General features: G+C 63.5%; 9 protein-coding genes. 5 read left to right on the forward strand and 4 right to left on the reverse strand.

The genetic code is table 11. The features are described from left to right. Window positions 1-106: 106 nt before the first annotated feature. From FHS69_RS13450 to FHS69_RS13465, 4 genes are all read left to right on the forward strand, one after another. The gene (locus FHS69_RS13450; RefSeq protein ID WP_166778102.1) at window positions 107-1,342 is read left to right on the forward strand and encodes a serine hydrolase domain-containing protein; all 1,236 of its coding nucleotides are present in this window, start codon (window positions 107-109) and stop codon (window positions 1,340-1,342) included. Window positions 1,343-1,352: 10 nt separating this feature from the next. After that, window positions 1,353-3,389 carry a 3-hydroxyacyl-CoA dehydrogenase NAD-binding domain-containing protein gene (locus tag FHS69_RS13455; RefSeq protein WP_166778103.1) on the forward strand — a complete coding sequence of 679 codons (2,037 nt, stop codon included), beginning with the start codon at window positions 1,353-1,355 and terminating at the stop codon, window positions 3,387-3,389. Window positions 3,390-3,551: 162 nt separating this feature from the next. Then, window positions 3,552-6,290, forward strand: a complete 2,739-nt coding sequence (locus FHS69_RS13460) for a TonB-dependent receptor (protein WP_166778104.1) — start codon at window positions 3,552-3,554, stop codon at window positions 6,288-6,290. Between the two features lie 260 nt (window positions 6,291-6,550). Further along, window positions 6,551-9,523: a TonB-dependent receptor domain-containing protein gene (locus FHS69_RS13465; RefSeq protein WP_243844664.1), complete on the forward strand. Its 2,973-nt coding sequence runs from the start codon at window positions 6,551-6,553 to the stop codon at window positions 9,521-9,523. Window positions 9,524-9,589: 66 nt separating this feature from the next. Here FHS69_RS13465 and FHS69_RS13470 read toward each other — a convergent pair whose 3' ends face one another. Genes FHS69_RS13470 through FHS69_RS13485 form a run of 4 tightly spaced genes read right to left on the reverse strand, consistent with a single transcriptional unit; the run spans window position 9,590 to window position 13,836 of the window. After that, window positions 9,590-10,999 (reverse strand): efflux transporter outer membrane subunit, encoded by a 1,410-nt coding sequence (locus tag FHS69_RS13470; RefSeq protein ID WP_166778106.1) that lies wholly within the window; start codon window positions 10,997-10,999, stop codon window positions 9,590-9,592. Then, window positions 10,996-11,979, reverse strand: coding sequence for an efflux RND transporter periplasmic adaptor subunit (locus tag FHS69_RS13475; protein WP_166778107.1), 984 nt, complete (start codon window positions 11,977-11,979; stop codon window positions 10,996-10,998). The genes FHS69_RS13470 and FHS69_RS13475 overlap by 4 nt, the downstream gene beginning before the upstream one ends. 1 nt (window position 11,980) lies before the next feature. Then, entirely contained in the window at window positions 11,981-12,724 is a 744-nt protein-coding gene (locus FHS69_RS13480) for an ABC transporter ATP-binding protein (RefSeq protein ID WP_208380357.1), read from the reverse strand. Then, complete coding sequence (locus FHS69_RS13485; RefSeq protein WP_208380358.1) at window positions 12,724-13,836, reverse strand: ABC transporter permease; 1,113 nt, start codon at window positions 13,834-13,836, stop codon at window positions 12,724-12,726. The genes FHS69_RS13480 and FHS69_RS13485 overlap by 1 nt, the downstream gene beginning before the upstream one ends. A 107-nt stretch (window positions 13,837-13,943) precedes the next feature. Here FHS69_RS13485 and FHS69_RS13490 point away from each other — a divergent pair, with 107 nt between their 5' ends. Further along, window positions 13,944-14,555 carry a TetR/AcrR family transcriptional regulator gene (locus FHS69_RS13490; protein ID WP_341801796.1) on the forward strand — a complete coding sequence of 204 codons (612 nt, stop codon included), beginning with the start codon at window positions 13,944-13,946 and terminating at the stop codon, window positions 14,553-14,555. The last annotated feature ends 19 nt before the right edge of the window (window positions 14,556-14,574 follow it).

A 14,574-nucleotide genomic window follows, 5' to 3' on the forward strand; every position in this document is an offset into this window, starting at 1 on the left:
TCTGTGCAAGCCGCCTTCGAAGCAAAGGTATGAGGGTGGCAAGAACAGATGAAATCGCTATTCGTGCAAAACAGAAGCATAGGTATGCGCGGAGAGGAGAGCGATAATGGTCGAACTGGCGGACGCCGGGACGCAGGGTTTCGATGCCGGGAGACTGGAGCGAATAGCGCCGTTCCTATCGCAAACCTATGTCGACAGCGGCAAACTGCCCAACGCGCAATTGCTGGTCGCGCGCAATGGCGAGCCGATCCACTACACCCGCCTTGGCACGATGGGTGACGATGGTCGCGAATTGCGCGACGACGCGCTGTTCCGCATTGCCAGCATGACCAAGCCGGTAACCTCGGTCGCCTTCATGCAACTGGTCGAACAGTGCAAGGTCGCACTGGAGGAACCCGTGACTCGGGTATTTCCCGAGTTTGCCGACCTGACGGTCTATGCCGGCGGTGGCGGGTCCATACCCTTCGCGCCGGGCACACCCGCCCCACCAATGCGCTTCGTCGATCTGCTGACGCATATGTCCGGGCTGACCTACGGCCTGCAGAACCGGACCAATATCGATGCAGTCTACCGCGAGCACAATTTCGACTTCGCACGCGACCATCTCGACAGCGACGGTTTCATCGAACGGTTGTCGAAGCTGCCGCTGGAGTTCGCCCCCGGGCAGGGCTGGAACTACTCGGTCGCGACCGATGTGCTGGGTATCGCGGTCGAACGGATCAGCGGCATGCGGCTGGGCGATTACTTCGCGAAGCACATTTTCGCGCCGCTGGGCATGGCAGATACCGGTTTCGGGGTGGCCGAGGGCCAGAGCGAACGTCTGGTCGATGCCTATGCCTTTCGCCCCGGCCAGGCGCCGCGGATGATCAATGCCGGGGCAACCAGTAAACTCAACCAGGACGGCACTTTCGACAGCGGCGGCGGGGGCCTGATCGGCACGATCGGGGATTACCACCGCTTCGCAACCATGCTGCTCAACGGCGGCGAACTCGACGGCACACGGATCATCAGCCCCAAGACGCTGCGCCTGATGCGCACCAACCATCTTCCCGGCAATGCCGACCTGACCGAAATGTCGAGCAGCCTGTTTTCCGAAGCCAACAATGCCGGAACGGGTTTCGGTCTGGGCTTCGCCATGGTGATCGACCCGGCCAGAACGCTGATGCCGTCGAGCCTTGGCGAATTCTACTGGGGCGGCGCCTATTCGACTGCCTTCTTCGTCGATCCGGTCGAACGCATCACCATGGTCTTCATGACGCAGGTCTATCCTTCGTCGACTTATCCGATCCGGCGCCAGTTGAAAACGCTGATCTATTCCGCACTCACCGAAACCTATGCCTGAGGAGAAACCGATGACCTCCCCCATCCGCACCGAACGCCATGACAACGTCCTCGTGGTCATTTCCGACAATCCGCCGGTCAACGCGCTGGGGCAGGCCGTGCGGGCCGGGCTCAAGGAGGCGATCGGCGAAGCGCTGGCCGACGACAGCGTCGAGGCAGTGGTCATCCGCTGCGATGGCCAGACCTTCTTCGCCGGCGCCGACATTACCGAATTCGGCAAGCCTCCCGTCGGCCCGAACCTGCCAGAGACGCTCGATGCGATGGAGGCCAGCGACAAGCCGGTGGTGGCGGCGATCCACGGCACCGCGCTGGGCGGCGGGTGCGAGGTCGCGCTCGCCTGTCACTATCGCGTCGCCGTGCCCTCGGCGAAGCTGGGCCTGCCCGAAGTCAAGCTCGGACTGATCCCGGGCGCGGCAGGCACCCAGCGCCTGCCCCGTCTTGTCGGCGCGGAAGCCGCGCTCCCGCTTGTCGTGGGTGGCAACCCGATCCCGGCGAAGAAGGCCGAGAAAATCGGCCTGCTCGATGCATTGGTGGGCGAAGACAGCCTGGAAGCCGACGCGATCGCCTTTGCCAAGACGAAGATCGGTCAGCCGGTTCCGCGATCATCCGAGGGCAAGGCGAATGAGGACGGCGTGCGCGATCCCGACCTTTTCGACCGCTTCCGCGCATCGCAGGCCCGCCGCATCCGCGGCTTCGATGCCCCCAATGCGGCGATCGAGGCGGTCAAGGCAGCGGGCGAATTGTCCTATGCCGACGGCGTCGCCAAGGAACGCGAGCTGTTCATGAAACTGATGGGCGGCACGCAGAGCGCCGCCATGCGGCACTATTTCTTCGCCGAACGCGCAGCGAACAAGATCGACGACGTGCCCAAGGACACCCAGCTGATCCCGATCAAGAAGGTCGGCGTGATCGGTGCAGGCACGATGGGCGGCGGGATCGCGATGAATTTCCTGTCTGCGGGTATTCCTGTCACCATCCTCGAAATGGCGCAGGATGCGCTCGATCGTGGCACTGGCGTAATCCGCAAGAATTACGAAAACACTGCCAATAAGGGCCGCATGACCGCAGAACAGGTCGAACAGGCCATGGGTCAGCTGACCCCCACTCTCTCCTATGACGACCTGGCCGATTGCGATCTCGTGATCGAGGCGGTCTACGAGAGCATGGAGGTGAAGAAGGAGGTTTTCGGCAAGCTCGACGAAGTGGTGAAGCAAGGCGCGATCCTCGCCTCGAACACCAGCTATCTCGATGTCGACGAGATCGCCACCGCGACCAAGCGGCCAGGCTACGTGCTCGGCATGCACTTCTTCTCGCCCGCGAATGTGATGAAGCTGCTCGAAGTCGTGCGTGGCAAGGAAACCCGGCACGACGTGCTCGCCACCGTGATGAAACTGTCGAAAAAGATCGGCAAGGTCGCCGCCGTATCGGGCGTCTGCCCGGGCTTCATCGGCAATCGCATGCTGTCCAAGCGCCAGGAACAGGCCAATGAACTGCTGATGGAAGGCGCGAATTACTGGGAGGTGGACGAGGTCCTGCTCGATTTCGGCTTCCCCATGGGACCGTTCCAGATGGGCGACCTAGCCGGCATCGACATCGGCTGGCACCGCGACCCGAGCAAGGTCACGACCATTCGCGAAGCACTGTGCGCGGTCGGTCGCTTCGGCCAGAAGGCGGGCAAGGGCTTCTACGACTATGACGAAGCGCGCAACCGTACGCCATCGGACGAAGTGAAGCAGATCATTGCCGATTTCGCCGCCAAGGAAGGCAAGCCGCAGCGCGAGATCTCGAAGGACGAGATCCGCGAACGCCTGCTCTACCCGATGGTCAACGAGGGCGCACTGATCCTCGAGGAAGGCATGGCGCAGCGCGCCAGCGACATCGATGTGGTGTGGATCAACGGCTACGGCTGGCCGCTCTATACCGGCGGCCCGATGTTCTGGGCGCAGACGGTCGGGCTCGACAAGGTCGTGGCCGGACTCGAGCAGTACGGACTGCCCGTGAGCAATTATCTGCGCACCAAAGCGGAGAATGGCGGAAAATTCGATTGATCGCACGCAGAACTGCGACATTTTAGAAACGCCGGTACGTTAATTCATCGAATGGTGACGTCGTTCGTCCGCTGTCTCTTGACAGCGGACGGGAGGGCGGTTTGAACGGCAACAAAAGATAAATGGGCGCCGCAAAAGCGGCTCCCGGGAAGAGGAGAAATTATGAGTAAGTTTGGTTTACGCCATCAATGTGCCCGGGGCGCACTTGCCTGCGCGATCGCCCTTACACCGGCGATCGCCCACGCGCAGGACGCGGGTGCGGCAAATACCGAAGAAGCCGATCTAATCGATGCCGCCGATGTCGATGAGGGCAATGTCATCATCGTCCGCGCGCAGGGCCGCGAACAGGCTTTGTCCGACGTCCCGGTCGCGGTCTCGGCAGTCTCGGGCGAACTGCTCGAAAAGTCGGGCGTCGCGGACATCCGCGACCTCAACCAGGTGGCGCCTTCGCTGCTGATTTCCTCGACCGGTAACGAAGCCAATGGCTCCGCCCGTATTCGTGGCATTGGTACGGTCGGCGACAACCCCGGCCTCGAAAGCTCGGTCGCGGTCTTCGTCGACGGTGTCTACCGGTCGCGTTCGGGCAACGCGATGGCCGAACTCGGGCCGCTCGACCGCGTCGAAATCCTGCGCGGCCCGCAGGGCACGCTGGGCGGCCGTAACTCGTCGGCCGGCCTGATCAACATCTACACCGCCCCGCCCGAGTTCGAGTTCTCCGGCTACGGCGCTTTCACCTATGGCAATTACGACGCGATCAAGGTCGAAGCCGGGATCAACGCGCCGCTCGGCGATACGGTCGCCGCGCGGATCGATGGCGTCTATTTCGAGCGCGACGGTTTCTACAACGATGTCGTGAACGACGTCCGCATCAACGATCGCGACCGCTACCTCGTTCGCGGCCAGCTGCTGTTCGAGCCGAACAGCGACCTCAGCATCCGCCTGGTAGGCGATTATGCGAAGAAGGAAGAAGCCTGCTGCGCCGCGACCTTCGTCCAGCCGAGCTTTGCGCCACTCGCGCGTGTTTCGCCCGGTCTGGACGGCTTCAACCGCCCGAACGGCGGTCCGGCGCTGACCAGCACGGACAATCCGATCGTGCCGATCCTGCTCGGTCTCGGTCAGGACCCGCGCGCACTGAGCCAGTCGACCTTCGACCGCGATATCTACGTCACCCCCGGGCGGTCCTATGACGGCGAGACGGAAGACTGGGGTCTTTCGGGCGAGGTCAACTGGGACTTCGGCAATGTCACGCTGACCTCGATCACCGGCTATCGCGAATATTCGAACTTCCAGGGTTCGGACACCGACTACACGCAGGTGGACCTGCTGTATCGCGCACCGGGCCCGGATGCAGGCTCGCGCGAGTTCAAGACGTTCACTCAGGAATTCCGCCTGAACGGGACGGCCTTCAACGACACGCTCGACTGGCTGATCGGGGCGTATTACGCCAATGAGAAGCTGGAAACGCGCGACAATCTGCGGTTCGGCAATGACTACGGCACCTTCGCCAACTGCCGCATCGCGCTGGCCATCAACCCGGCGCTGGCCAATCCGTCGGCAGACAACTGCCTCGGCGCCAACGTCGCCGCGATCGACGGCACGCTGACTGGTACGCCGGCATTTGGCGCCGCCACCCCGCTGATCATTGCCGGGATGAACAATCTCGCGCAGGTCCGCGACATCGGCGGCACCGGCGATCGCTACAACCAGAAGAGCGAGAACTTCGCGCTCTTCACGCACAACATCGTCCATGTCACCGATACGGTCGATCTGACGCTTGGCCTTCGTTACACCAACGAAACCAAGGACTTCAACGCCGCCTTCAGCAATGACAACGTGTTCTGCCCGCAGGCACGCAACCTGCTGAACGGGCTGCTCACCACGCCGCTGGCCGGACTTGCGGGCGGCCTGATCTCGCTGTCATGCCAGGGCAATTCCACTGCCGAGCTCGACGGTGTCACGCTGTCCGACACGCGTGACGAGGACGAGTTCACCGGCACCGCCATCCTGAGCTGGAAGCCCGATCCCGACTGGATGGTCTATGGCTCCTACTCCAAGGGCTACAAGGCCGGCGGCTTCAACCTCGATCGTTCGGCGCTGGCGGTTCCGGTCGCCTTCAACGTCAACAACCTCGATCCGAGCGCGTTGCAGTTCGATGCCGAAACCGTCGACGCCTTCGAAGTCGGCGTGAAGTATTCGAGCCGCAAGTGGGGCTTCAGCGTCGCCGCATTCCGCCAGGAATTCGAGAACTTCCAGCTGAACACGTTCAACGGCTCGGTCTTCCTCGTGCAGAACATCAACGGCTGCGACACCGACCTCGGTGGCCTGGACCGTGATGGCGATGCGACGACGGGCAGCTGCGCGACCGACAATGTCGCACCCGGCGTGATTGCACAGGGCGTCGAGTTCGAAACCTCGCTCAGCCCGATCCGCGATCTGACGATGACCGTCGGCCTGACCTATTCGGACACCAGCTACGAGGACAATCTGGTCGGCCGCGACAACGGTTCGCCGCTCGATCCGGCACTCCGGCTGCTCCCGGGCGACAATCTGTCGAACGCCCCCGAAGTGACGGCGACCGCCTCGCTCAGCTGGACCCCGCCGATCGGCAATTCGGGTCTGTCGGGCCTGTTCTTCGTCAACGCGCGTACGACCGGCGATTACAACACCGGTTCGGACCTGCTCTACGGCAAGGAACAGGACGGCTACACGCTGGTCAACGGTCGTATCGGCATCACCGGCCCCGATGATCGCTGGGGTGTCGAAGTCTGGGCAAACAATTTGTTCGACATCGATTACAGCCAGGTTGCTTTCAACACGCCCTTCGTGGCACCGCAGCAGACCTATTCGGCATTCCTCGCCGAGCCGCGGACCTATGGCGTGACCGTACGCGCAGGTTTCTAAGCCCGCCGTTCAGCTGACTTTCGGAAGGCCCGGCATCTTCGGATGTCGGGCCTTTCGTCTTTTGTGCCACTGCGAAAGGCCCTGATAAGGGATTCCCCGTAGGCTCCGCGCTAAGCACCGGAGAAGCTTGAAGATAACGGCATGGTGCAACGCGCAATTTTCAGAAAGACTAAAGCCGCTAACTTGACATAAAGCGAAAGCGCGCTTTCACTTTCGATCGAGAGGTACGCAAGCAGAGACGTACCCCGATGGAGAGGGACATGACCGGATTCACTTTACGCCATAGTTGTGCGCTGGGCGCGCTTGCCACCGCTGCGCTTTACGCATCGCCCGCATTCGCGCAGGCCGAGGTGGAAACCGCCGGTGCCGCCACGCAAAATGACAATCGCATCGTGGTGACCGGATCGTACATCCGTGGCACGCCCGAAGATGCCGCCCTCCCCGTCGATGTGTTCACGGCGGACGATCTTGCCGAACAGGGCGTCGACAGCCCGCTCGAGTTCATCAAGGAACTGCCCTCGGTTGGCGCGTCGCTCGGCGACAGCAACCAGTTCTCCACCGATGCGCAGGGTTTCCAGGGCGTCGGTTCGCTTAACCTGCGCGGGCTCGGCCCGCAGCGCACGCTCGTGCTGCTCAACGGCAAGCGTACCATCCTCAGCCCCGGCGCGGGCTTCGTCGACACGCAGCTGATGCCGCTGTTCGCGCTCGAGCGGATCGAGTTGCTCAAGGATGGCGCAGGTTCGACCTATGGCTCGGACGCGATTGCCGGCGTGGCCAATTTCATCACCCGGTCGACCTTCACCGGTTTCGAGTTCCAGGGCGACTACAATTTCATCGACGGATCGGACGACAATTACAGCCTCAGCGGTCTCGCGGGTTTCGAACTGGGCGATTCCGGCAATCTGGTGTTCGGCGCCGGCTGGCAACACCGCAGCGAACTGGGCACGCCGCAACGTGACTTCGTCAATGTCGGCTATGAGACCAACCCGTCGGCCTATTCCGCGCTGGCAACGCCGGGCCTGTTCGCGGTGAGCTATTTCGACACGGGAACCGGAACGGTGAATACACAGATCCGCCCCGATGTCGGCTGCACCGATCTGGGCGGCACGGTCGATGTGGGCCGGTGCTATTTCACCTATGTCCCGTTCGACAACATCACCGAGGACGAGAACCGCTATCAGGCCTTCGCCGAGCTCACCGTCGATCTCAGCGATACGATCCGCTTTCGCGCCGATGCGCTCTATTCGCGCAGCGAGCTCAAATCACTCAACTATTCGCCCGCCTTCCCGCCGACGCAGGGCCCCAACGGTTCGGGCTTCGTCAGCGCTTTCACCACTTCGCCAGCCAATCCGGGCGTAGCCGCCTTTCTCGATCAGGTCGGATTGCCGCAGAGTTCGGCGACCAACCCGATCGTGGCGGTCACCAACGTTCTCTATCGCCCGTTCGGCTATCTCGGCAATCCGCGCGATGCAGATCGCGGCGCGGGCACCGGTAGCGCCATCAACGACGCCTATCGGTTCAGCGGTGGCTTCGAATTCGCACTCAGCGACACGCTGCGGTTGAACGTGGACGGCACATACTGGCAGTCGAACCGCGATTTCTACGCACCCGGCATCGTCGGGTCGCGGTTGCGGGCTGCGCTCAACGGGCTCGGCGGGCCGGATTGCGACGGTGTTACGCCGGGTGGCAATGGCTGCCAGTGGTTCAACCCGTTCACCAATGCCGGACAAGGCAACGGCACGTTCAACATCTCCAACCCATTCTACCGACCAGGCGCGGAAAATAGCGAGGAACTGGTTGCGTGGCTGCAAGTGCCCAACGGCACACGCGAGCAGGAATCGCAGTTCGTCTTCGATGTGGTCCTTGCGGGCGAAACGGGGATCACCTTCAGCGGCGGTCCGCTGGCCTTCGCAGTGGGCGGCCAGTTCCGCGACAACCGCTACACCAGCGATCCCTACAACGAGGAATCGAACCTCGATGTGAACCCGTGCTTCATCGAGGGCGACCTCAGCTGCGTCGGGACGACCACCGAGGGCGTCGGGCCATTCATCTTCCTCGGCGGTTCGCGCCCGGTCAGCCTGCAACAGGACGTGTATGCACTGTTCGCGGAACTCAATGCGCCGATCACCGACCGGCTTGAACTGTCCGCGGCTATCCGCTTCGAGGATTACGGCAGCCCGATCGGTTCGACCGTCAATCCGAAAGGCTCGCTGCGTTTCGAAGTGACCGATTGGCTGACGCTGCGCGGATCGGTCGGCACAACCTTCCGCGGGCCGCTGGCGTCGAACGTCTCACCCAATTTCGTCACGGCGCTCGAAGGCTTCACCGCCGCCGGCGGCAATTACAAATCGAAGGACATCTACGGCAATCCGACCGATCTTGGCCCGGAAACCGCCTTCACCTACAATATCGGGGCAATCATCTCCGCACCCGTCGGTGGTGGCGATATGACCTTCTCGGTCGACTACTGGTCGATCGATCTCGAAGATCGCATCACGATTACGCCGGGCAATGCGATCGCGAGCGTGGTCGGCAATGGCCAGACAAACGGCCAGGCGCCGGTCGATTGTTCGAGCCCGCTGGTCAACCTGATAACCTTCTCGAACAACCAGTGCGTCCAGGGCACGACGCTAGGGATCGACATCAGCCGCGTGCGGACCGATTTCGTCAATGGCCCCGATGTGAAGATCGCGGGTCTCGATTTCGCGCTCAACGCCAGCTTCCCGCTGGGCGATACCGCCGAATTGTCCTTCGGCGCCAATGCGGTGTGGAATCTCGATTACAGCTTCGACGATTTCATCGTGCAGGGCGTCAACGTGCAGCCCGCCTATGACGCGGTCGGTTTCGGCAATTACTTCCGCGATCCGAACACCGTTCCCGAATGGCGTGCCAACGTCTTCGTCAATCTGGGTTTCGGCGATTTCAACGCGCGCTACGCGATCCAGCATATCGATGGCGTGACCGACGATCGCTGCATCAATCGCGACCCCTGCTTCAGCACCGCGGGCGGCGTAGGGACCAATTTCGGCGTCGAGAGCGGCTCCTACACGCAACACGATTTCGCGGTCACATACGATCTCGAACTGGCCGGTGCCGAGGTCCAGGTGCAGGCGGCGGTCGAAAACTTCACCGACGCCGCTCCTGCTGAAGCCCAGCTTCCGCTAGGCTTCAACCCGTTCATCGGCAATGCGATCGGACGCAATTACCGGCTTGGGCTTCGCACGCGCTTCTAAACGGAAGCCGCCTGACACAAAGGGTCCGGAGCGCTGGCTTCGGACCCTTTTTTTCGGCCTATCGGATCAGCGCAGCGGGCTCCCGCCAAGCGCCTGCCACAAGAGAACCCTCGCCCGCTGCGCGCGGCCCATAGCCGCAGCGGCGCGTTCCCCGCTCGCATCGGCCGCGCGGCGTGCCTCCAGCACAGTCAGGAAATCGGCCAGCCCCGCTTCGTACCGGGTGTTCGCCAGCCGGGCCGCGCGCTGCAGGGCGGCAGCTTCCCGCACGGCAGCAGCGGCTTCTTCATCCGCCGAGGCGACGAGGCCGTAGCCCGCCTCGGCATCGCCCAGCGCCGTGTAGACGACGCCACGATAGGCCTCGAAAGCGGCGCGCTTGCCCGCAGCAGCGCCATCGATTTCGGCCTCGATCCGGCCGAAATCGATCAGCGGACCAGCGATAGCCGCGCCCACCGAGCCGACGAGGGAGTCGTTGTCGAACAGGTCGCCGATGCCGAAGGCAAGCAGACCGATCGCACCCGACAGATCGAACACCGGAAAGCGCCGGCGCGCGGCCGCCGCCAGGTCGGCGTCGGCGGCAGCCAGCTCCGCAGCCGCGGCAAGCACATCGGGTCGATTGACCAGCAATGCGGAGGGAAGCGTCGCCGGGGGCAATGGGCGCGACTGCGCCTCCCCATCCTGCGCCAGCGCCGCACGCACCTGCGCACCGCCCTGCGCGGTCAGCGTAACGAGCCGTCCCAACAGCCGGGCGCGTTCGCTCTCGAGCGCGGACAACCTGCTGCGCGATCCCGCCGCGGCGCTTTCGGCGCGTACACGATCAAAGCCCGGCGCGATCCCTGCGCGTTCGCGCACCCCGGCGAGCCGCGCGAGTTCGTCGGCGGAGGCCAGGTCGCTGCGGATCTCACGCTCGCGCGCTTCGAGCGTCCGCCAGTCGATCACGGTGGCCGCGATTTCGGACAGCAGCGCAAGGCGTACGGCACGCGCGCTGGCGTCCGCGGCATCGGCGCGCGCGAGCGCGGCGCGTTCCTGTGCTCGCAGCCGCCCGAACAGGTCGAGGTCCCAACGCGCGGTAAGATTGGCGGCATAGGACGTCCGCTCGGTGTCTATGGCGATACCGGGTGGCAGCGCTCCCCCGAACGATTCGGGATTGGTACGCTGGCGTGTGACCGAGGCATTGGCCCCGATTTCAGGCAAGCGACTGGCCCCAGCCCGATCCGCACCGGCGCGCGCCTGTTCGACCCTGGCGACCGCTTCCGCCAAGCTTGGCGAGGAGGCGAGCGCTTGCGCCGCCAGGGTGTCGAACGCAGGGTCACCAATCGGCAACAAGCGTTCGAGCGCGACCTCGGTCGTGCCATCCGCTGCGAAGAGATAGCTTTCGGGCAGCACTGGTACCGGCGTGACCACTTCGGGCGGCGGCCCCGCAGCACAGGCTGCCAGCGAGAGCGCGCTCGCCGTCGCGAGGATCGCGCCGCGGATCACTGATCGGCTCCCTCGGCCGCGATATAGGCGTCGACCTGCTGTCCAACGCGGAACAGGCCGTTTGTTTCGGGCAGCTGGTAGATGACCTGCAGCACGCGCACGTCGACCCGCTCGGCGGCACTGTTGGTCAGCGAACGCTTGGGGACGACCAAAGGCTCGGCGCGGACGAAAAGTGCCTCGACCTGCTTGTCCGATGCCCCGCGCGGGCTGACCGTAGCCGGTGCGCCCAGCGCCAGCCGCGGCGCCTGCTCCTCGTCGATGTCGATCCGTACGTGCAGGGGGCTGGTCTGCCCCATCTCGATGAAGGGCTGTGCACCACCCCCGCCCATCGTGCTGACATATTCGCCTTTGCGGATATTGACCGCGAGAATTTCGCCCGCGATCGGCGCGCGCACCTTCAGCCGCGCAATTTCGGTCCGCGCCGAACCGGCGCGTGCCTGCGCCGCGTCCAGCCGGGCCCGTGCCAGCCGAAGCCGTTCACCGGCAGCGGTGGCTTCGCCTTCGGCGCGAATAACCTCGGCACGGCTGACCGCGGCGGGATCTTCGACATTGCGATACAGCGCCAGCTGGCTCGCCGCGGTGTTCCGAGAGCTTTCGGCCTCCACAATCGCTGCGCGTGCTTCGGCAATCGCGGCGTCCGCCTCGCGCAATTGCGCCCGCACCGCACGGTCGTCGACGGTGAACAGCAAGTCACCCTCGCCCACGCGGTCGCCGGGCTGGACATAGAGACCGGTGATCAGACCCGAGAGTGCTGAGCCGATCTGGATCGTCTCGCTCGACGGTTCGACCACGCCCGATCCGGCCACGCGCGCCTCGGCAGCAAGCTGTTCGGGCGCGCGCGGCGGTTCGCGGCCGGGCTCCGACAATTCGCGATCGGGCAGGCCCGCAAGAATGAAAGCGACGGCGGCAAGAAGACCGACGATCGCGATCAGCGGCAGGATCTGGCGCGAGAAACTGAGATTCTTCAAGTCGAGTGCCATGTCAGTGTCCTTCGGGCATGTCCTTGCCGTCATGCGTAATCCGCCCGTCCTCGAGCACGAGAATGCGGTCCGCGAGATCGAAAATGCGGTTGTCGTGCGTCACGATGATGCAGGCGCGATCCTCGGCCACTGCAACGTCGCGCAGCAGGTCCATCACGCGTCGCCCCGACGACGCATCGAGGGCCGCGGTCGGCTCGTCGCACACCACCAGCCGCGGTTCGTGAACCAGCGCGCGGGCAATGGCGACACGCTGCTGTTGTCCGCCCGAAAGCTGGCGCGGCAGCTTGTCCGCCTGATCACCGATATTGAGCTTTTCCAGCATCGCCACCGCGCGCTCGCGGGCCTCGAGCCGATCCATCCCCTGCGCGATCAGCGGGACCGCGGCATTGTTCGCCGCATCGATCGAGGGGATCAGATTATACTGCTGGAAGATGAAACCAATGTTCTGCAGCCGGAATTCGACCAGATCGCTATCGGACAGTTCGTAGATGTCGGTGCCGAAGACCTTTACCTCACCCTGGGTCGGCCACAGTATCCCGCACATGATCGAGATCAGCGTGGTCTTGCCCGACCCGCTTTCGCCGACGAGAAAGGTGAGCTCCCCGGCGCGGATGTCGAGATCGATACCGTGCAGTACGGTAATCGTCTGCTGGCCCGCCTGGAAATCACGGGTCACGGCGCGTGTACAGATCGCCGCTTCGGGCCTGCAGCCACCGATGGCGGTCGTGTCGATCGGAGTCCCCATCAGCGGAACACCGATGCGGGCTCGGTCTTGAGCACGTTGCGCAGCGCCAGCCAGCCGGTCAGCGCGAGAATGAGGAACACCGCGACAAGGCTGATCAGCGGGATCTGCCAGGGAATGTAGAACCCCTTGAAGGTCGGATTGCTCGAGAAACCCCAGATGAAGAACACCGTGCCGACGACGCCGAGGCCGTAGCCCACGAGGCCCACCAGCCCCGCCTGAACCGCGACCATGCGGCGGATCTTGGCATTGGTCACGCCGATCGCCTTGAGTGCGCCGAACTGCTTGATGTTGTCGCGGATGAACAGGCTGAAGGTGAGCCCGACGATCGCGACCCCGACGATGAAGCCGAGCGCGACGGTAATCCCGAAATTGAGCGGAATGCCGGTGTTCTCGATGATGAAGTCGATCCCGTCCTGCGCGAACTCGTCGCGCGTCTGCGCCTTCAGGCCGGTTTCGTCCTCGATCCGTTCGGACAACGCCTTCGCCTGAAGCGGATCCTCGGCCCCGACCAGTACGAAGGACAACCGGTTGCGCGTACCCGGCACGAAATTCAGGGCCTGGCTGTATTTGGTGTAGAGCACCACAGTGCTGGTAAAGCTGGGAATGGCATCCGCGATCCCGCGGATCACCGCGCGCTGGTCGTTGAGTTCGAGCCGCTCCCCAATCGGCGATTGCCCCGGGAACATGCGCGTGGTGCCAACATCGTCGATAATCACGCTGTCGGGCTGCGACAACACCTCGATCGATCCCTCGACCATGCTCTTGGGCAGTCCGATCAGCGTAGCATCGTCAACCCCAATGACCGCAACCCCTTCGAGATCGCCATCCTTGGTGCGTACGCTGGCCTGCGCCCGCAGATGCGGCACGGCCCATTCGACGCCGGGGACGCTGCGCACCTTGTCCAGCGCGGTAGACGGCATGGCATAGGCGACGTCGGTCGTGCGGCTGACCGGGTCCATGACCCAGACGTCGGCGCTCGAGACATTGTACACGCCGCTCGCGCCGCGCTCGATCAGATTGACGAAAATGGTCAGCTGCTGCGTGATCAACAGCGTGGAAAATGCAATGCCGAAGACCAACCCGTAGAATTTCTGGGCGTCGCCGGTCAGCATTCTGATCGCAATCCAGAGCACGCTAGCTTGCCTTCCCTCACCGAACCGTCCATTACTGAACGACAGCGTTCAAGTGAACGGAGGCGTTCAGATTGTCAAGTGGTGAAGTGAAGCGGACCGGTCGACCGACCGATGAGGCCAAGCGCGAGGCCATTCTTACAGCCGCGGCGGACAGCTTCTTTGCGCATGGCTTTGCGGCCAGTTCGATCGAGCAGATCGCCGCCGACGCTGGCGTGTCGAAAGTTACGATCTACAACCGCTTCGGCGACAAGCGGGCGTTGTTCATCGCGGCGGTGGAGCGCGAATGCGAACAATTGCGTGGCAATCTGGAAATGCCTCAGGTCGCGAGCGGCAATCTGCGCGATCGGCTGACTGCGATCGGAGAGGCTATGACCGCGTTTCTCTCGCGTCCCAAAATGGTCCAGTTCGAGCGCCGCATCGCCGCGGAAACAGAGCATGAGTCGTCCGTAGGCGAAGCATTTCTAGTGGCCGGGCCATGGCGGATGAAGCGCGCATTCGCAGCACTGATCGATGCGATGCATGAGGCCGGCGACATAGAGGTCGACGATCCGGAACTCGCGGCCGAGCAGTTCGCCAGCATGTGCAAGGGTATGGGCGATCTCGAACGGCGGTTCGGCGCAGCGCCCGATCCCCAGCGCAACCGCGAGCGCATCGCTGGCGCAGTGGAGGTGTTCTGCCGGGCCTACGCGCGCGACTAACAATCTTCTAACACGCACC

It is taken from the genome of Qipengyuania flava (assembly GCF_011762005.1).
Classification (GTDB): Bacteria; Pseudomonadota; Alphaproteobacteria; order Sphingomonadales; family Sphingomonadaceae; genus Qipengyuania; species Qipengyuania flava.

What these genes read in the sequence shown, in the direction of transcription:
- FHS69_RS13460 (WP_166778104.1), top strand. Translation starts at nt 3,552, where the DNA reads ATGAGTAAGTTTGGTTTACGCCATCAATGTGCCCGGGGCGCACTTGCC.
- FHS69_RS13475 (WP_166778107.1), bottom strand. Translation starts at nt 11,979, where the DNA reads ATGGCACTCGACTTGAAGAATCTCAGTTTCTCGCGCCAGATCCTGCCG.
- FHS69_RS13450 (WP_166778102.1), top strand. Translation starts at nt 107, where the DNA reads ATGGTCGAACTGGCGGACGCCGGGACGCAGGGTTTCGATGCCGGGAGA.
- FHS69_RS13485 (WP_208380358.1), bottom strand. Translation starts at nt 13,836, where the DNA reads ATGCTGACCGGCGACGCCCAGAAATTCTACGGGTTGGTCTTCGGCATT.
- FHS69_RS13455 (WP_166778103.1), top strand. Translation starts at nt 1,353, where the DNA reads ATGACCTCCCCCATCCGCACCGAACGCCATGACAACGTCCTCGTGGTC.
- FHS69_RS13480 (WP_208380357.1), bottom strand. Translation starts at nt 12,724, where the DNA reads ATGGGGACTCCGATCGACACGACCGCCATCGGTGGCTGCAGGCCCGAA.
- FHS69_RS13465 (WP_243844664.1), top strand. Translation starts at nt 6,551, where the DNA reads ATGACCGGATTCACTTTACGCCATAGTTGTGCGCTGGGCGCGCTTGCC.